Annotated in this window: 16 protein-coding genes; 11 read left to right on the forward strand and 5 right to left on the reverse strand. The window is 47.6% G+C overall.

Translation table 11 applies throughout. The annotated features are described in order from the left end of the window. The 3 genes from mnmA to OXH39_02460 all read left to right on the forward strand — a co-directional run. The coding region (gene mnmA / locus OXH39_02450) for a tRNA 2-thiouridine(34) synthase MnmA (GenBank protein MCY3549292.1) at positions 1 to 918 on the forward strand (918 nt) is incomplete at its 5' end. A gap of 56 nt (positions 919 to 974) precedes the next feature. Next, a complete protein-coding gene (gene miaA, locus OXH39_02455) occupies positions 975 to 1895 on the forward strand; it encodes a tRNA (adenosine(37)-N6)-dimethylallyltransferase MiaA (protein MCY3549293.1) in 921 nt (306 codons plus the stop codon). Between the two features lie 118 nt (positions 1896 to 2013). Then, positions 2014 to 3657 carry an AAA-like domain-containing protein gene (locus tag OXH39_02460; protein ID MCY3549294.1) on the forward strand — a complete coding sequence of 548 codons (1644 nt, stop codon included), beginning with the start codon at positions 2014 to 2016 and terminating at the stop codon, positions 3655 to 3657. Between the two features lie 7 nt (positions 3658 to 3664). Here OXH39_02460 and recQ read toward each other — a convergent pair whose 3' ends face one another. Genes recQ through OXH39_02475 form a run of 3 tightly spaced genes read right to left on the reverse strand, consistent with a single transcriptional unit; the run spans position 3665 to position 7515 of the window. Then, the gene (gene recQ / locus OXH39_02465) at positions 3665 to 6442 is read right to left on the reverse strand and encodes a DNA helicase RecQ (GenBank protein ID MCY3549295.1); all 2778 of its coding nucleotides are present in this window, start codon (positions 6440 to 6442) and stop codon (positions 3665 to 3667) included. After that, a complete protein-coding gene (locus OXH39_02470; GenBank protein ID MCY3549296.1) occupies positions 6439 to 6930 on the reverse strand; it encodes a DUF488 domain-containing protein in 492 nt (163 codons plus the stop codon). The genes recQ and OXH39_02470 overlap by 4 nt, the downstream gene beginning before the upstream one ends. A 12-nt stretch (positions 6931 to 6942) precedes the next feature. Beyond that, positions 6943 to 7515 (reverse strand): DUF488 domain-containing protein, encoded by a 573-nt coding sequence (locus tag OXH39_02475; protein MCY3549297.1) that lies wholly within the window; start codon positions 7513 to 7515, stop codon positions 6943 to 6945. A gap of 118 nt (positions 7516 to 7633) precedes the next feature. Between OXH39_02475 and OXH39_02480 the strand changes: the two genes are divergently transcribed. From OXH39_02480 to OXH39_02490, 3 genes are all read left to right on the forward strand, one after another. Next, a complete protein-coding gene (locus OXH39_02480; GenBank protein ID MCY3549298.1) occupies positions 7634 to 8185 on the forward strand; it encodes a GNAT family N-acetyltransferase in 552 nt (183 codons plus the stop codon). A gap of 1 nt (position 8186) precedes the next feature. Beyond that, positions 8187 to 10268: a SpoIIE family protein phosphatase gene (locus OXH39_02485; protein ID MCY3549299.1), complete on the forward strand. Its 2082-nt coding sequence runs from the start codon at positions 8187 to 8189 to the stop codon at positions 10266 to 10268. A 79-nt stretch (positions 10269 to 10347) separates the two neighbouring features. Then, a complete protein-coding gene (locus OXH39_02490) occupies positions 10348 to 11553 on the forward strand; it encodes a phytanoyl-CoA dioxygenase family protein (protein MCY3549300.1) in 1206 nt (401 codons plus the stop codon). 52 nt (positions 11554 to 11605) lie between these two features. On the opposite strand, the gene OXH39_02495 is transcribed toward OXH39_02490, so the two are convergent. Together OXH39_02495 and OXH39_02500 are read right to left on the reverse strand one after the other, a co-directional pair. Beyond that, a complete protein-coding gene (locus tag OXH39_02495; GenBank protein ID MCY3549301.1) occupies positions 11606 to 12508 on the reverse strand; it encodes a phytanoyl-CoA dioxygenase family protein in 903 nt (300 codons plus the stop codon). An 11-nt stretch (positions 12509 to 12519) separates the two neighbouring features. Beyond that, on the reverse strand, positions 12520 to 13728 hold the full coding sequence (locus OXH39_02500) for a Tm-1-like ATP-binding domain-containing protein (GenBank protein MCY3549302.1): 1209 nt from the start codon (positions 13726 to 13728) through the stop codon (positions 12520 to 12522). 501 nt (positions 13729 to 14229) lie between these two features. Between OXH39_02500 and gspG the strand changes: the two genes are divergently transcribed. From gspG to OXH39_02525, 5 genes are all read left to right on the forward strand, one after another. Beyond that, entirely contained in the window at positions 14230 to 14682 is a 453-nt protein-coding gene (gene gspG, locus OXH39_02505) for a type II secretion system major pseudopilin GspG (protein MCY3549303.1), read from the forward strand. A gap of 50 nt (positions 14683 to 14732) precedes the next feature. Beyond that, positions 14733 to 15737, forward strand: a complete 1005-nt coding sequence (locus OXH39_02510; GenBank protein ID MCY3549304.1) for a hypothetical protein — start codon at positions 14733 to 14735, stop codon at positions 15735 to 15737. A 12-nt stretch (positions 15738 to 15749) separates the two neighbouring features. Next, complete coding sequence (locus tag OXH39_02515) at positions 15750 to 16535, forward strand: LamG domain-containing protein (GenBank protein ID MCY3549305.1); 786 nt, start codon at positions 15750 to 15752, stop codon at positions 16533 to 16535. A 106-nt stretch (positions 16536 to 16641) separates the two neighbouring features. Then, positions 16642 to 18060: an aldehyde dehydrogenase family protein gene (locus tag OXH39_02520; GenBank protein ID MCY3549306.1), complete on the forward strand. Its 1419-nt coding sequence runs from the start codon at positions 16642 to 16644 to the stop codon at positions 18058 to 18060. Positions 18061 to 18516: 456 nt separating this feature from the next. After that, positions 18517 to 19032, forward strand: coding sequence for a hypothetical protein (locus tag OXH39_02525; protein MCY3549307.1), 516 nt, complete (start codon positions 18517 to 18519; stop codon positions 19030 to 19032). The last annotated feature ends 22 nt before the right edge of the window (positions 19033 to 19054 follow it).

Below are 19054 nucleotides of genomic sequence, written 5' to 3' on the forward strand. Positions count from 1 at the left end.
GTCGCCACACAACTCGGCATCCCTTTCTACGGCGTGAACTACGAGGACGCTTTCCGCGAGCAGATTATCGACTATTTTGTGGACGAATACCTCATTGGGAGGACACCCAGTCCTTGTATGGTATGTAACCGAGAACTCAAGTTTGGAAGACTTCTTGACCTTGCCAAAACGTTGGAGTGCGATGCCATCGCCACGGGACACTATGCCCGCGTTGAGCAAGATTCAGAAACCGGACGCTATCTCTTACGTAAAGCACGCGATGTCAGCAAAGACCAATCCTATTTCCTCGCCGCACTCACACAGGAACAGTTGAAATGTGCCATGATGCCCCTCGGTGAATACACGAAAGCCGAGGTCCGTGACCTTGCCAGAAAATATGAGTTGCGCACGGCTGAAAAGATTGAAAGTCAAGAACTCTGCTTCGTTGCTGATACCAATTATAGACGCTTCCTCCAAGACAGGGTTCCTGAGAAAATTGAGGGCGGCGATATTGTTGATACGGAAGGCAATGTCCTCGGTAGGCATGAGGGTGTGCCGTTTTATACCGTTGGACAGCGGCGCGGGTTAGGTATTGCAGTCGGCAAACCGCTCTATGTAACGCAGCTCAACGCAGAGAAAAATACTGTCGTTGTCGGCGATTCCGATGCACTCCTTGAGGACACGATGCATGTTGAGCGCATCAACCTCATCGCTATTGAGAAGTTGACGGAACCGATCCGTGCGCACGTCAAAATCCGATCCCGTGATAATGGCGGTCCTGCAACAATTTCTCCGATCAGTGATACTGAGGCAGTCGTGAAGTTTGACGAACCGCGTCGCGCCATTACCCCCGGACAAGCCACCGTCTTCTACGACGGTGAATACGTCCTCGGTGGCGGTTGGATTGTGGATCCTCGCGACACCACTATGGAACGGTAACCCCGAATAGGGATTCTCAAGATGCAAACTACATTTTTTTGTGCTAACTGCCGAAAATGAAATCAGAACTCATCTGTCTCCTCGGGCCCACAGCAGTCGGTAAAACAGAGATAGCCATTCAACTTGCACAACAACTTGATGCCGAGATCGTTTCTGTCGATTCCCGCCAAATCTATCGACAGATGGACATCGGCACCGCCAAACCCACCCCTGAAGAACAAAAAGCAGCACGGCACCGCCTCATAGACTGTGTGGACATCTCACAATCCTTTTCTGTCGCCGACTATCAATCCCTTGCAGACGCAGCGATCGCCGACATCCAAGACAGAGACAAGCGGGTACTGCTTGTCGGGGGTGCGGGTCTCTATTTCCGCTCGATTGTTGACGGTTTGTTTGAGGGACCGGGGGCGGATCCCGCACTTCGAGAACGACTTGAACGGGAGGCAGTACAACACGGTGTTGATGTCCTCCACGACAGACTCCGTGCCTGCGATCCAGCATCTGCTGAGCGAATTCATCCCAACAACATCGTCCGCGTTATCCGTGCCTTAGAAGTCTATGAATTGACAGGCACACTCATGTCCGAACTCCAACAGCAGTGGCACCCGGAAAAACAGCGGTATCCGTTCATCGCCTTCTGCCTGACGATGCCGCGTGCGCTACTGTACCACCGTATTGAGCAACGTGTAGATATAATGCTTGCGAATGGACTGATAGCAGAGGTGGAATCGTTGTTAGCAGCCGGATATGCGCGTGGGACAGTCGCACTCCAAAGTTTTGGTTACAGAGAATTAATCGCGTATCTGGACGGAGAATGTACATATCTGGAAGCGGTCAAGCAGTTGAAGCAGAACACCCGCCGTTTCGCCAAACGGCAGCTAACGTGGTTCCGTAAGGACACGCGTATTGAGTGGATAGATCGGAGCGCAATACCTGATATTGTTGCGTTTCTACTGGAGAAAATTGGGGATGTATAGCAAATTGAAGTCCTCAATTATTGACCTAAAAGCAGAGCCTCGTAAAACTAAATTTCGCGTTGATTTCATCAATCAGGTGTAATATAATATCTCATTAATACAGGAGCGGAACGCAAAAATGAGACATTTTGGAACACAGGGTCCCGTCAATCCCCAAGAACACTACGTTGTTTCACGTACCGAAGAAGTTGTCGATTTCATCAACCGTGTTGAACAAGGTAAATATATTGTCTTGTTCGCACCACGTCAAACAGGAAAAACTACCTTCTTTCAAGATGCCTTAGCAGCACTTATAGCTGGTTCAGCGTCAGTTGAGCAGCCTATAGACTATTTTCCAATTCAACTGAATTTTGATGTCTGTAAAAACCTTACCTTGTCTACTTTCTATGAATATCTCTATGAACAAATGCGTGAAGAGATAGAAGCCGTTTTCCAAGGGCGAGGATGTGTCCCCTCTGAGGCTTTACGCGGATTTTTGGAAGGGACAACTTTAACAAATCATCTTTCAATGATGAGATTTTTTAAACGGTTCGCACGTTTTCTGGACGCTGAACATGCTGGGCAGCAGGTTGTAATCGTCATTGATGAGTTTGATGGTATCCCGCAGGTTGCGTTGAGTGATTTTCTTCATACGCTCCGCCATATCTACATTGCCGGTAAACCTCGGTGCCCACATAGCGTTGGCATCATTGGTGTCAAAAGTATCGCTCAACTTAACTATGACCGCTCGATTTCTCCGTTCAATATTCAAGATGAATTCCATCTACCCAACTTTACCCTCGAACAGGTCCATGAACTGCTTGGGCAATATACGGACGAAGTCGGACAAGTTTTTGTCCCAGAAGTTATAGCATCTATCCATAAGCAGACTGCTGGACAACCCTTCCTTGTAAGTCGATTCGCACAGATTCTCACAGAAGAATTGGACATCCCGAAAAGGGAACCGATTACCATGGTGCACTTTTCAAAGGCACACGCACAGCTGCTACATGAACGGAACACCAATATTGAGCATCTGACAACCAATATCCGCAAAAACCCGCGCTTTGAAAGTGTGCTGATGCGGATTATGGCGCGAGATGAAGGCGTAGACTTCAATATGGACGATGACATCATCAATGAACTTGCCATGTATGGTGTCATCAAAAGAGCCCGTGATGGTATGTGTGAAATTCTCAATCCAATTTATCTCTATCGCATCATAAGAACCTTTAAACCGACGATGAATGGATTAGAGCATCAGTACCTTCCTGGAGGTACCGATGAGGAATTTCTCAATTATGTTACACCTATAGGACAGATTGATATGGCACCATTACTTGACAACTTTCGGGATTTCATTGCTCGTGCAGGGTTCAAAATTCTACAAGTTCCTGATACGCCACAAGAATCTGTTGGTAGACATCTTCTGCTTGCGTATCTCGACCAGTTTGTTAAGATCATCGGCGGTTTTATGTACATTGAAGTTCAGACGGGTCGAGGTAGGATGGACATCATTATCATCCACAACCAGAAAAAATATATAGTAGAAACGAAAATTTGGAGAGGCGACAGTCGTTATCAGGCGGGTAAAAAGCAGCTTGCCTCATATCTCAAATCAGAGGGGACTATAGAGGGGTACTATATTGTCTTTGATCATCGGGAAAAGCCGGAACCACGAGTAGAGACAGAAACAATAGAGGGATTGACGATTCGGAGTTATCTTATTCCTGTGATGCAAGAGCTGCCTTCAGAGGTTCAAAATACTTCTGAGATGCGGTAAAAAGACTTCAATCAATACCATGTTCTTCGCAGTACGCACAGATAATCGGCAAAAAGTCATCGGCGTATTTTTCCATTTTCGTAACACTAACACCATGAATCTGTGTGAACGCTTCTCTGGTTCGCGGAAAAGTGGTCGCCATTTCCCGTAACGTCTTGTCGTGGAAGACGACAAACGCCGGAACCCCTTCTTTATCTGCCACAGTTTTGCGTTTATCGCGAAGTAGCTCGAAAAGTTCCAGAGTTTGTGCGTTCGGTTCTGCGGAGGTTGGTGGATCGGTATTCGATGCCTCAGTCGGGCGCGCTACCGGATTCGTTCCATATTCTTTACAATAGGCACGAATGATAGGCAAAAAGACATCACTGTATTTTTCGGTTTTTGCGGGTCCCACACCTTGCATCACTCTGAACGATTCTTCAGATGTCGGAAAATAGGTCGCCATCGCTTGCAATGCTTTATCGTGAAAAACCGCATTAGGGTGTACACCCTCCACCTCAGCGATTTTGTCTCGTTCAGCCCGAAGTAATTCAAAGAGTTCCGAAGCATATTCAAAGGACACTTCGGATGTGAGAATATCTACCGATTCCACCGAAAATCCCCAAAATTTATCTTTGCTATTGAGTACTCCCCAACCTTTCTGAGTTACGCGGAGGCTGCCGTGCCGCGCATCTCGTTCAAGTAATTTGTGTTGGAGGAATTGATGAGACAAATATCTCCACTGCGTTCTGCTGTATTCCATACCAATGCTGTATGTGGAGAGTCTGTCGTGTCTGTTATCAAGAATTTTTTTCTGCTTTGACCCCCGTAAGACATCAATAATATATGCTTCCCCAAATAGTTCTTCTGTCCGAAGGACACAGGAAAGAAATTTTTGCGCCGGTATTGTTAAGTCAACTCGCTCCGTTTCCGATTTACGGCAGTTGTCACACATCCCACAATTTTCCTGGTCGTATTGCTCGCCAAAATAAGTTAATAACACTTTTCGACGACACGCTATTGACGTTGCCCACGAAATTAGTGTTTGTGATCTTTCCAGTCGTCCCTGTTTTTCGGATTGCGCGCCTTGCTCGATGAAATGATTGATGGTGTCAACATCGCCGTAACTAAATAGCAAGAGACATTCGGCTGGAAGTCCATCGCGACCGCTACGTCCGATCTCCTGGTAGTAAGACTCAGGTTCCTTTGGCAACCCAGCGTGTAGAACAAAGCGCACGTCCGCTTTATCTATTCCCATACCGAACGCAATGGTGGCGACGATCACTTGGATCTCGCCATTAATAAAAGCTTCTTGATTCTGTTTCCGCGTTGTGTTATCAAGGTCTGCATGGTAAGGACGTACTGAGATGCGTCTGGCGGTTAAATTACGACAGAGCGATTCAACCTGTTTCTTGGTTTGACAATATATAATGCCAGATTCACCGCGATGCCTATTAAGAAACGCGAGCGTCTGTTCCAGCAATTCAACTTTCGGTTCAACAGCCATGAATAGATTTTCTCGGTCAAAACTGCCTATGAACTCGTTTCCCTCGTCAAACTTGAGTAATTTTTTGATGTCATTTTGAACCCGCGGGGTCGCAGTAGCCGTTAGGGCGATACAAACGGCGTTTTGGAAGCGTTCGCGAATAGAAACTAACTGTCGATATTCCTGCCGAAAGTCGTGTCCCCACTCTGAAATACAATGGGCTTCATCAATCGCAAGACAGGCAACATCTGAATCCTCAAGCATAACAAGTATTTCCGGGCGAACGAGCGTTTCAGGGGCAACGTAAAGCAGCTTGATTTCACCCTGTCTGACCTGCTGCATCGTAGCGACGTATTCTGTGTTACCAACGGTATGATTGAGGAACGCTGCGCGGATACCATGATTTTGGAGTTGCATCACCTGATCCTGCATGAGTGAAATTAGGGGTGAAACAACGACGGTTACCCCATCAAACATGAGTGCAGGCAATTGATAACAGAGCGATTTCCCGCCACCTGTCGGTAAAACAATCAGGGCATCCTGTCGTTTTAGGATGTGGTTGATGATAGTTTCCTGAAATGGACGAAACTCTTCATGTCCGAAAATGTCTGTGAGGATATCTAAAGAAGTTTGCGTTGAAATTGCGGGTGAAGGCTGTTCCTGTTCTCTGGGACGTTCCGATTGTCCGTGTTCTACTTCTTCAAAAAACCAGCCAGAGAGCTGCGCGTAGTGCCGTTCTTCAGCATCAGGCTGATCTTTTGGTCTCCACCGATGTGCCAGCGATACACGCAGAAGCATACCTGCAGGAATTGTCTCAATCGGTTCTTGAAAACCGACAAAGGTGAGCGTACAGTTCCCATTTTCGGTAGGGTAGCGATATCGTATTCGTTTCTCTTTTGTATCGCGAGTAAGCGGTTGATCCGGCCTCCAAAACGTAGTACTGTAAGAGGGAATATCACCGTCCACAGCGATGTAGAGCGAACCGCTACTTGTCGTTTTCAATAAGCCTTCATAAAGCTCTCGTGGATCCCCAGTTTTCGGCGGCATCAAAAGTTCAATAGCACTTACTAAATCTTTTGTGTCTTTTGCAGGGTGAAGGCGTGATTTTTTATAAACAACAATGTTTTCGTTATGCGGCGGAATCAACGAAGTTTCGGGTTCGGCGGAAATCTCCCAAATCTCACCAACCTCATATTCTTTGTTCCCGCCGTCATGTGGGTCAGCGTTAAACGGAATGAGTCGGACGCTTTTTCCTGTTTCAGTAATCGCTCCGATACACGCGCCCTTGCCCATTCGGGTTTTCGCAACAATTAATACTCTCACGGTAAAATATCTTCAACCTCCAGATTGAATGCTTGTGCCAGTTTATCCGCTACCAACGAACGGTGGCATGCCTCCGGCGCGGTTTCCACACAAAAGAGTGCTACAACTTTAGCATCCGATTCCAATTCATCCAGCAGGCTTTGGGGTTCAAATTCGGCAAGGCATTCGGTATGATAGGCTTCGATAAACGCTTCGCCCAATGTGGTGCGTTTGCGTTTAGCCGTTTTGGTTGCTTTATCTGCCGCTGCTTGTTTTTCTCGGACAATTTTCGTCGGTCCCAAATCTTTTCTATAGATGTATCGGATGTCGAGTTCCGATAGTCGTGCCTGTAACCGCTTACTATTAGCGAAGGCATAGGTCGCACCGCGTACACCGCGTCGGCTGCGAATATCGCAGAACGTATCAACTTTTGCCTTGCATAAAGCGTCGAAAAAGCCGGTCTCATCAAAGCCGTATACACCGATCGTAATAATTTTGATTTTCTTCATAGTGGATTTGAATTAGGAGTATTTTTTCCGAGAGTGGAACGTGTTTTCACCAAACAACGACAATTGTCCACCTGTCAGACGTTCGATGACTTTTTCCTGTGTTACTTGCTCGTTGTTTTCGTCGATATGAATAACCGGGATATTCTGTGTTGTAAGAGTCGCTCCGATGAGTTTGCATCGGTGACATTCTTCAGGCTTTCCCTCGCTACACATCAGAACGACGGATTGTTGTTGCAGAAAGGCAGTATGGAGGCGTTCAATCCCGTGCTGATAGAATACTGTGGCTTTGACCTTTTCGTAATCGACCTTTCCGTTGACGTAACACGTTTCGTCGTCGGGTCTGCCACCGAGTGTGTCTCCCATGAACACGTAGCGGATGCCGTGCTGTTCCAGTTGATTCGCTAACGGTGCTTTGGAGAATTCCGGTTTGTAGCGCGAGTAGGGCGCGGAACGGACATCAATGAGGTAGGCAATTTCGTGCTGGTGCAGCACTTCAATGAGCTCCTCTATTGATCGGTTTCCGTAGCCTATCGTGTAAATTGGAATAGAGTCAGACGATTTTTCCATGATAATACATAGTATCATATAGTTTCCACAAAACGCAATCAAAATATCCTTGCCATTTTTCTGTAGCGTTTGCTATATTAACTTGCGTGAGCAACAGATTTTCAGAACTTCATTTTCCGCAATCCCATACCCAATCATGAAAAACTACAGCGTTAGAATGCTTCGTGAGAACATGGAAAATATCCCACAATTCCCGATTCCAGAGGGGTATGCTATCCGGAATTATCGCCGGAATGAGGGACATATCTGGACACGTATTCTAAAAGCAGGCGAACCTTACATGAAAATTGACGACGGGCTTTTTGATCGTGAGTTTGGACGCTATCTTTCAGTGCTGGAGGATAGAAGTTTTTACCTAACGACGGACGCGGGCGAGGAAATCGGCACAATCACGGCGTGGTGGCAAAATATAGATGGAGAAGTATGGGGACAGATCCACTGGGTCGTGATTCATCCCGACTATCAAGGACGTGGACTTTCCAAACCCATGATGTCTGTGGCGATGACCCGCCTGAGACAATCCCATGAACGCTGTTTTCTTGGCACGTCGACCGGACGTATGGCAGCGATCAAAGTCTATCTCGATTTCGGGTTCATCCCAGACCTCTCAGTTGAGAATAGTAGAGAAGCTTGGACAGAAGTCGCCTCCGTTTTGGCACACCCAATTTTTAAGGAATTGAATTTTTAGTATGAGGCAAGGGTTGATTCTAACTTCCTATCTCATTTTAGCGGCGTTCGGATTTGTATCGCAAGGAGCTGCGCAAGAGAGCAACTTTGTGCCGGTCACCGGTATACGTGTGCTGACATTAGAGGCTGTCCATTCGGGGGCAGTTTTGTCCTCTGCCCCTTGGAAGTATCATCCGGGTGATAATCCGGAATGGGCAAGTCCAACCTTTGATGATACCGCGTGGGAATCCATAAGTACACTACTGTCCGGAAAGGTACTCTCCGAAAATAGATGGGAGGGTATCGGTTGGTTCAGACTTCATCTGTCCGTTCCTGACGAGCAGCTCTGGAATCTGCCGTTGGCACTTCATGTAACATATCAAGCGGGTGCGGCTGAAATCTATCTTGATGGGGAGTTGATTTATAAATTTGGCACAGTTGGAACGCGGAGAGGAGAAGAAAAACCGTATTGGGAGCGCAACCCGCAAGTGATTTCGTTCTCCGGCAAAACCGATCATGTCATCGCAGTTCGGTATTCCAATTTCTCTTCTCCCAAGGTGATACCGATACGTGGCTTTGAACTCAGATTGACAGAACTGAATCCGAACATTAAAAGACATGTCACCATTGTTCGCGAAGTCACCACTTTTCAGATGGTGTGGACGGCGATTTCGATTTTCATGATGCTGCAGCACTTGTTGTTGTTTATCTTTTATCCTCGGGCACGCGAAAACTTTTATTTTGCAATCTCGATAGGGAGCATTGGTGCTTTTGTTTTCCTTGGCTTCCAGCTTGTCTTTTTAGCAACAAGTGTAACACAAATGCTGTTTCTACTTCAGTTACTTGTGTGCGTTTATGTACTGATGTTTTTGGCAGGAATGCTATTTCTCTACACGCTCTTTTATCCGAAGTTGCCCAAACTGTTTTGGTTCTTTCTTATGGGTTGGGTTATACCTATCTGCTTGATTTTCCTTGATGTTGATACTGCGCCAATGTTCGGAGCGACTATGGGGGGAATCACAGTGTCTGGTACCCAAATTCAATTCGAGGTATCCCTCGCTGGGTTTCTATTCCTATCTCTATTAACCGCTCTCACGTTTTTAGAGATGGCACGTGTGATTATCGTCGCCATCTTCAAGAAAAAAGATGGCGCGTGGATTTTTGGGCTTGGTTCGCTCATGCCTATTATCCTTCCCTTCATGTTCACTTTTTTCGTCTCATATACAAGATATGATGGAAACATAAACTGGCAATTTAGTGCACTCGCTATAACCCTCGCCCCGCTTTTTTCTATGTCGGTTTATCTTGCTCGCAATTTCTCCCGAACGCACCGAAAACTTGAGACGGAGGCACTTGAGCGGCAACTCTTGGAGGTTGAGAACACCCGCAAAACGGAGGAGTTGGAAGAGGCACGTAAACTCCAGATGTCGATGCTACCGCAAGACGTACCCCAACTTCCTAACCTTGAGGTCGCATTCAAAATGCAACCGGCAACAGAGGTCGGGGGTGATTATTATGACTACAATCTTACGGAGGACAACCGACTTACACTTGCAATCGGAGATGCCACGGGACACGGCATGAATGCTGGACTCGTCGTTTCCGCCGTCAAGAGCCTCTTCAAGACATCGGCACCGGATGCTGACAACTTAGAAACGCTTGACCGTATCTCACAAGGCATTAAGAGCATGAATCTAAAGAGGTTGTACATGGTGATGACGCTCATCACGTTCAACCACAATAAATTGGACCTTGCAGGGGCAGGGATGCCACCTACACTCATCTATCGAGCGAACGAAGACCTTGTTGAGGAAATATTGCTTGAAGGCATGCCGTTGGGTGGGTTTATCGGAGCGGAACGAGAAGAAGCGTCGTTTGAGCTCCAACCGGGCGATACGCTCCTGTTTATGAGTGACGGTCTGCCAGAAATGTTGAACCCTGAAAACGAAATGTTGGACTATCCAAAAACGAAGGAACTCTTTGCGGAGGTAGCGAGTCAATCACCCCAAATGATTATCGACCATCTCTTCAATGCGGGCATGTCATGGGCACAGGGAAGACCACCAGAAGATGATGTGACACTTGTTGTGATGAAGATGAAGTGAGGCTTATAGGCGTTTTATTGCCTGTCAAACAGGCTACTACATTCTCCGTGAAGACTTTAATGAGAAGGAGTTTTTTGTTATGACAACGATAACCCCAACGCTCAGTGCACAACAGATTGCCGACTACAATGAGGAAGGTTATCTCATTGTGCGCAACGTTTTGTCTCCTAAAGAAGCGGATGAACTTCGGCGCGTCGTCCAAAAAGAGGTCCAACGCGATGCTTATCCATCGTCGCTGACGTATCCTCAGCCAGCGAAATACACAGTGAGTGGTAACCGTCTCGCTGCACCCGGACTCACCGCTATTGCCGAGCATCCAACGGTTGTTAGTGCTGTGGAGTCTGCCCTCGGTCAACCCGCGCACCTGACGGCTTACGTCGCCTATCTACGCACACCGGGTGATAAGGGTGCCGGTGCGCATTGCGACTACAAACGGTGGCGACCTGTCGGTTCGTCGATGAACTGGGTGTTCGCAATCATTCCACTAACCGATTTCGATGAGGCATACGGTCCTTTTCTCGTGTCGCCCAAATCGCATAAGTTGACGCAGGTGATTGATCCGGACACACATATTTTGGACCTCACCCGTCCAGATGCTAAGCAGCTGCCACCCTTCATTGACCCAGAACTCAAGGCTGGGGACTTACTCGTTGTCAACGAACATGTCTGGCACAAGGCACCCGCGGGAACAACAACTGAAGATCGATGCGGTATTTTCAATAAATATTGTGCGATAGACGCGCCACCCGCAGCCGGATATTATCCTTACAATCCCGCCGCGTTCAATGCTTTAAGCGACGATGGGAAACGTCTCATACCAGCCTGTTTCGACAAGCCGATTACGACGACGCGCCTACTCATTGAGCATCCATCTGGTCAGGAATCAAAATTCCTTCTGCGCCGCGACACTGAAAAAGCGTCTTGGGAGTTGCCCGGAGGCGAAGGCTGGGAAGAGGAGAAACTCGTCGGTTGGGATGTCGGTGCACGGATCGGTTCACTGCAAGAGCTCACCCAAACCCAACTCGATTTAGAGGTTTCTTGGATGTCCTATATTGAGGATGTTGAGGAAGGAGATGGTATCTGCCGGATCTACGGCTTTTCGGACGACAACCTTGATCTTGATGCGCTCGCGGACAAGGGCTGCGGCTGGTTTACGAAATCCGAGCTGCAAAAACGTCTCGGTGAAAGTGATGTGATCTGTCATGCGATTGATACATGGCAACAGACCGATGTAATTCGAGGCAAAGGGAAGGCGTGCAATCAAAGCCGACAGCAATTTGAATAAATCCCACCGCACCCGCTTCACCTTCTTTGCTGGCGAGGTTTTCAACCTCGCCCTACTCCCCTATTTCAAGTCGTTTTTTCTGCTCCTCCAGCATCTTCTTCTGACGCTTGACGCGCTCTGGCACTAAACGTTCACGTGGTGCTGTTGGCTTGAAATCCAGGCGGTCTTTCCCCAATCCGTGCAGCACACCTAATTCCACCGGTGAGAAATCGTCCGGATTCTCACGGTTGAAATTCATCGGCTCCGCGAGACCGACAGGTGGATTTGTGATAAAGCGAGCGCGACCGGAAGGATTCTGTGAAGCGGCATGCAAGATAAACGGATGCAGCAGCACAACATCGCCTGCGTTCCCTGTGATTTCTACAAAATCCTTGCATTTCCCAATGAGTTGTCCAAACCCTCCGGGTGGCAATCCTTCTGGGTGCTCATACAACCGTTGTGCGACATGCTGAACCGAATCGCACGCCACGAACGTGCCGCCGCTCTGCGGATAGATATCCGACCAAACAACGATAGTGAGCAATCCTTGCTCTGGACTGTCAAGGAAGTGACGGAAAAAATCGCCATCCTTATGCCAACCACTGACTTCTGGAGAGGGTGGTTGCCAAGACGTGTCTGCACCTAATGAGAAGTTGATAATAAATCCGTCACCCCATGAAGGTTTTGTGTTATCCCGCAGATTGATAACTCTGTCTTCGCCACCGAGAAGGTCGCAGATGGCATTCCATGCCCTCGGCGCGATTTCCTGAATTGGCACGCGATTCATTGAAGGTAGGTGGATACGTGGCTCTTCCCAAGTCGTTGGATCATCTGGAGCATAACCGAGTCGTTTAAAGGCGAATGATCGCCACTCTTCTGCCAATTCTCGTGGAAAGCAGTCTTTCAGGATAATGTGCCCTTTTTCAACAAAATGGTTAACATCTGATTCAGTCAATGTTTTGTAGATTTTCGCCATTTGTCTCCTCTTTACTGTACACTTTCCAATAATGTTTCTGCAAGTTTTGTTGCGAACTCGTCGTCGTTAATGTGAGCCTCCATCTCAATAACTGTGACATTATCCCCAATATGTGCCTTCAAATTCTCAATCCATGCGGTTCTGGCTTCAGGGGAGTCAAAAGGCTGTCCGGTTTTGTCGATCGCCGATACGCCTTGTGTCGGAATGATGACCGTAGTAGGCCCCTGTGCTTCGCTGAGTTTGCGCGCCATGATGCGTCCGAGTTCAGCGGTTTCTTCAGCAGTTGTCCGCATCAAGGTCACTGTCGGATTGTGCTGATAAAACAACCTATCGCTGAACTGTTCTGGCACTGTGTCCGGGGGACCGAAATTCACCATATCCAGTGCGCCGGGCGAGACTACTTGCGGCAATCCAGATTCTCCAGCGGCTTCTAATCGGTCAGGACCCGCACTCAGAATTCCGCCAACTAATTCATCGGCAAGTTCCGTCGTCGTTACGTCTAACACCCCAGCGAGGAATCCACCTTTAACCAGATCCTCCATCGCTTGTCCGCCTGTGCCGGTTGCGTGAAACACGAGTACTTCATAGCCAGCAGCTTCAAGGATTTCCCGCGCCTTTGTGACGCACGGAGTTGTCACGCCGAACATCGTCGCCGCGATTAAGGGTTTATCATCTGTCGCTGCTGGTACTTCCGCGTTCACCATCCCGACAATAGCACCTGCTGCGTTGGCGAGAATTTGTCGTGATAGGCGGTTGATGCCGGCGATGTCCACGACAGAATACATCATACTTATGTCTTTCGACTGCACATAAGGACTTGTATCGCCTGATGCCAAGGTTGACACCATAATTTTCGGAACGCCCACTGGAACCGCCTGCATCGCTGTTGTACCGATGGTAGTGCCTGCGGAGCCACCGAGCGAGATTATCCCATCAATTTCACCTGCAGCATGTTTCTCAGCAATGAGCGCTGCGGCACCCTCTGCCATCACAGCGACGCTGTTGCCCCGGTCACCTTCATCTCTCAAAGCCTGTAGGGATGAACCTCCTGCCTGTGCGACTTCATCTGCAGAGACATCCGGCGTTAATTGTGGTTCCCCCAATATACCTGTATTGATAACACACGTTGAGACTCCTGCTGATTCTATCTGCGCTTTGATGAAGGAGAATTCCACGCCTTTCGTATCCATTGTTCCAACAATACAAACTGTTTTCGCCATCTACAGATACCTCCACTGTTTGACAGATTTAAATTTTACCTTGTTCCATTTGCGAGTGTTTTATACGTTACAACTCCGTAGAGCGCGGCTGTTCCCGCGCTTGATACTCGCGTAACTGCTTCGTTTCCTCTGATCTGATGGAGTTGGTATTCGTTTCCAGTTTTTATTTCCGCCCAGACCATAGTCAACTTGTTCCTGACAGCATTCTCTGAATTTTTCGCATTATCGAATGGGGCTGTTTTTGACCAAAATCACGTTATAGTAGCTTATTATAGGATGTGTTATAGGACGTGTCAAGTTTTTAAAATTGACACAATTCAGAAGATATGATACAATGCTTATCAGTTGTCTTTAATATTTCAAGGACTTACGCATTCACCGTAAGTAATTGGGAAGCGTCCGTTTTGACTTCATTACGAAATATTTCAACGGATGACGGATAACCTTTTTGTCTTTGCTATGTTAGGTTAGGCGTGTATGCGCGGATTGCGGAGGAAATGTGTGAAATCAATTCATTCTAAACAGGCAGGATTAACATCAATACAGGTCTTAGTTGTCGTTATTGTCCTCGGAATTATTGGGGCAGTACTTTTGGCACCTCGATTGCTTGGACAAGCAGGTCGCGCTTTACAAGCGCAAGCCGCTGAGGATATTGAAACGCTTGGTATTGCTCTCGATAGATACGCCAAGGATAATGGCGATTATCCATCAACTGAACAAGGCTTGAAAGCACTCTGGGAGAAACCTGAAGCACCGCCAAGCCCTATAGCTTGGCTTTTACCCTACATTCAAATTCCGATTACTGAGGATCCATGGGGGAACCCTTACATCTATGTCCGCCCCGGGACCCATGACCGATACGGGTACGATCTCATCTCTTTCGGTAGTGATGGCGTTGAAGGCGGAACGGGTGAAGCAGAAGATGTCGTCAGTTGGATTCGGCGTGATGAATAATTCAGAAGACTGATAACCGATAACTGAAAACTATTCCGCGGAGGCACTAAATGAAAATTACCCAGATTGACGTTATAAAAGTGAGAGTGCCGTATCATGAAGGCATTTATGAACTCATGACGCGCCGCAATCTTTACCAAATCGACTACGTTTACAAGGTTCACACTGATGTCGGACTCGTTGGAATTGGTGATGGTGCGTTTCAAGCGGATGATGTCGTTGAAAGGTACATCGGTAGAAACCCCTTTGAGTTTATGAACGGTTGGGCACCGACACCGCTTCAACAGGCTTTTTACGACATTATGGGTAAGGCACTCGGTGTGCCGGTGCATCAACTTTTAGGTGAGAAGGTTCACGATAAAACGTCGTTCGGCTACTGGTCTATTGATATGACCCCGGAGGAGTGGGCGGCAGAAGCACAACACGCTTATGCCCTCGGTTATCGGCTCCACAAAATCAAAGCACGCCCGTGGTTTGAAGTCCTTGAACAGGTGGAAGCGATTACGGCGGTTGTACCAGATGATTATCAGCTCCGTGTTGATGCAAATGATTCGTTTGAAACCCCGGAACGTACCCTTGAAGTCGCACGTCAACTCCAAGATTACAATATAGAATCGTTTGAAACACCGATCCCACAAGCGGATATCGCTGGATACCAAGAAATCAAACAGCACACTGATGTCCCGATAACAATTCACTTCGGTAACCCAGATCCGATTGAGGCAATTCGCGCAAAAATGAACGATTCTTTTATTATCGCTTATCCAGACTCACGCGCTGCGAATGCCAAGCGGGAGGCGATTATTTCGGATGCCGCGCATCTCCCAGTCTGGATACAGATTGTTGGACTCGGTATTACAACCTGTTACGTTATGCACCTTGCTGCAGTAATGCCGAACGCTACGATGCCTTCAATTACACTCAATGCCTTGCGTGCTTTCGATCTTGTCGCGCCTTCCACGATTCCGCTTGTTGACGGATACGCAACTATTCCAGATAAACCAGGATTAGGGGTTGACTTAGATGAAAACGCGCTTGACAATTGTCGCGTCTAAAGGAGGGATACGATGAAGGTATTTACCATCTGCCGAGTGCTGGTTTTTACAGGACTGATTCTTACGATTGGATTCGGTGTTTCCGCACACGCTGCAAAACTCGGATTGGCAAGTGCTTGGCTCTTTGAAGAAAATGGCGGGAAGGTTGTCAAAGATGTCGTCAGTGGACACGACGGTGAAATCAAAGGCTCCCTTGAATGGGTAAAAGACGGCAAGTTCGGCGGTGCATTGAAATTCCCCGGCAAGGGGGATAGTTACGTCCGCGTCGATCACGACGACGTTTTCAATTCTGATCCTTACTCGTTTGTCGCATGGGTGAAGCTGGAAAATGCCTCGTGGCAATATGTTGTCTGGCGAAATGGAGATGTCTGGCCCGAACCCGAAAATGTCCGCCATCTTGATATATGGATTCACACTGACGATTATCCGGTCTTTATGTGGCACGTCAAGGGAAACGTCGGGCGGATTGACGGTAAAACCATCATTGCTGATGGTAAATGGCACCACATCGCCAAAATCTATGATGGTAAAAATGTTCAGATGTACGTTGATGGAAAAGTAGATGGCGAAAAACCGAGCGGTGGGACGCTGGATACAAGTAAATCCCCTATCTGGATAGGTGCACGCCCGGGCAACGTTGCTGCGACGGGACTCTTTGACGAGGTCGGCTTCTTCACGGAGGCACTTTCTAAAGATCAACTCAATGATGTTATGGATAACGGATTGGCTGGATATGCTGCTGTTAATGCAGCTGGAAAAGCAACAACAACTTGGGGACTGCTGAAAACAACAAAATAATAGGCACGCATCATTTATAGGGGGTTTTTGCTTGGGGGTTTCCCCTAGGTCTTATGCCTGCCCACACATTGTATGCCTAAAAACGAGAAATGGAGAAAAATGCATTATGCAAATGCACGTAGGTGGAGAATGGATTGATAAATCCAATAAAATTGACGTACTGAGTCCGTTTGACGGTTCAGTTGTTGACACTGTTCCGAGAGGGGATGCAGCCGATGTCGAGACCGCTATTCAGACCGCGGAGCGCGGCGCAAAGATCATGGCAGGGTTGACCGGCTATGAACGCTACGAAATCCTCCGGAAGGTCGCGGACTTGATGGTGGAGAAGGCTGACGAACTCGCCGAGGTTATCACCCGCGAAGAGGGGAAAATCCTCGCCGAGGCAACCATTGAGGCCACCCGCGCTTCAGAAATTATCGCGCTCTCCGCAGAGGAAGCAAAACGAGTAACCGGTGAAACGATTCCGCTTGAAGGCGCGCCCGGTGTCAAAGGTAAACTTGGCTTTACCGTTCGTGTTCCGTGTGGCATTGTTGCCGGTATTAGCCCGTTCAACTTTCCGTTACACCTCGTCTGCCACAAAGCGGGTCCCGCAATCGCAGGTGGAAACGCAATTATCATCAAACCCGCGACGGACACACCGCTCTCCGCGTTGAAACTCGTTGAACTCTTTTTAGAAGCTGGCACACCGCCCGAAGCGATTCAGTGTGTGACGGGACCCGGCGGCGAAATCGGTGATACGCTCTGTGCGGATCGGCGCGTCCGGAAGATTACCTTTACTGGCAGCCGTGATGTCGGCGAACACATCTGTAAGGTCGCAGGATTGAAGCGTGTCACGATGGAACTCGGATCGAATTCACCGCTCATCGTGATGCCTGATGCCGACCCTGAAAAGGTCGCACGTGCAGCGGCAGCGTCCGGTTATTCCAATGCCGGACAGGTCTGTATCTCAACACAGCGCGTCATCGCACATGAGAAAATCTATGGCGATTTCTTGGATGCGTTCCAAGCCGAAGTCGCCCAAATCAGTACCGGCGACCCGCTCGTAGAAGGGACACGAATGGGACCGATGATTCGGGAAGATGATGCAGCTCGTGTCACTGAATGGATTCAGGAAGCCGTCTCTGATGGCGCAGAACTCCTCACCGGTGGAGATAAGCAGGACCAGTTCGTTACGCCTGCCATCCTTGCCAACGTCAAGCCAGAGATGAAAATCTCTTGTGACGAGGTCTTCGGACCGGCTGTCGGTGTAACGCGAGTCAACGACATCGATGAGGCGATCGCCCTCGCCAACGATACAAACTACGGGTTGAGTGCCGCAATCTTCACACAGAACGTCGATTGGGCGATGAAGTTCGTCCGAGAAGTCGAATCTGGCAATCTGATGGTGAACTGGGGCACGCAGTGGCGTGCGGACTTGATGCCGTATGGTGGTGTCAAAGAGAGCGGTATGGGCAAGGAAGGTCCGAAATACGCCATCGAAGAGATGACCGAATTGAAGATGGCGATCTTCCATTTGGATAGTTAGTCACGAACATTGGATGTTTGAATCAAACCCCGCTGCTTATGAGAATTGGCAGCGGGGTTTGGTTTAATGGTCGTCTGAACCAGGATTATTAGGATTATAGGATTGTCAGGATTGTTGTCTGAACCGTGGATTTTCGCGGATGACACAGATGACGCGGATTTTTGTTGGGTTTCGCTTGGCTCAACCCAACCTACAGATTTTTATTTCACTACTGAAGTTTGGACAGTTTCTATCCGGATCAGGTGCTGTTTCCACCGCATTTTGTATGTTTTCTTCGCGTTATAGCCACAAACGCAACTTAGAGAAAAATAAACGTAGATACAGTTATGCGCAGCCCCGTAGGGGCGAAATGTCTATAGAAACGTTGTCCGCCGCGCGGCTAAGCCCCGTAGGGGCGGCATGTTTATTATCTAAAGATTGTCCAAACTTTAGTATTTCACTATAGGGGAACCATTTATGACACCTAATTTTTTATATAAAAAGGAATACTTAGAAGAACTTCTACCCGGGCGTTTTCATCAAGCATACGAAAATATTGAAGAACGGGATATTGGAATAATGCTGACAAAAGTTCTAAATATGCATGAATTAGTAGAACATATATTGAAGTATAATTTGCAATTAAGAAATATACAGTATCCAACCTCAGGTAACAAAGGGCATGATATATTACATCTTTATAACCTCTTTGAAGATAAAGATACAGAAGACTTACAATCAGAATCAGATATTTTATGCAAGGGGTTTTTTAATGAAAATCAGATGATATCAGAAATATGCGAAAAACATAAAAATTGCTTTCAATTTTGGAGATACACTATTTTCTCAGATAATAGAGGCGCGGATGAGAATCCAAAGACGATTCACTTTTATGAATTAGTCCTATTATTCATATCAGCCGTAAATATCTCTGATTTATCGATTAAATTTGAATTAGACATAGATACGCAGCAATTATTGTTAAGGTCATAAATCAATGAACAAACTATACTTC

Source organism: Candidatus Poribacteria bacterium (genome assembly GCA_026702755.1).
Taxonomy (GTDB): Bacteria; Poribacteria; WGA-4E; order WGA-4E; family WGA-3G; genus WGA-3G.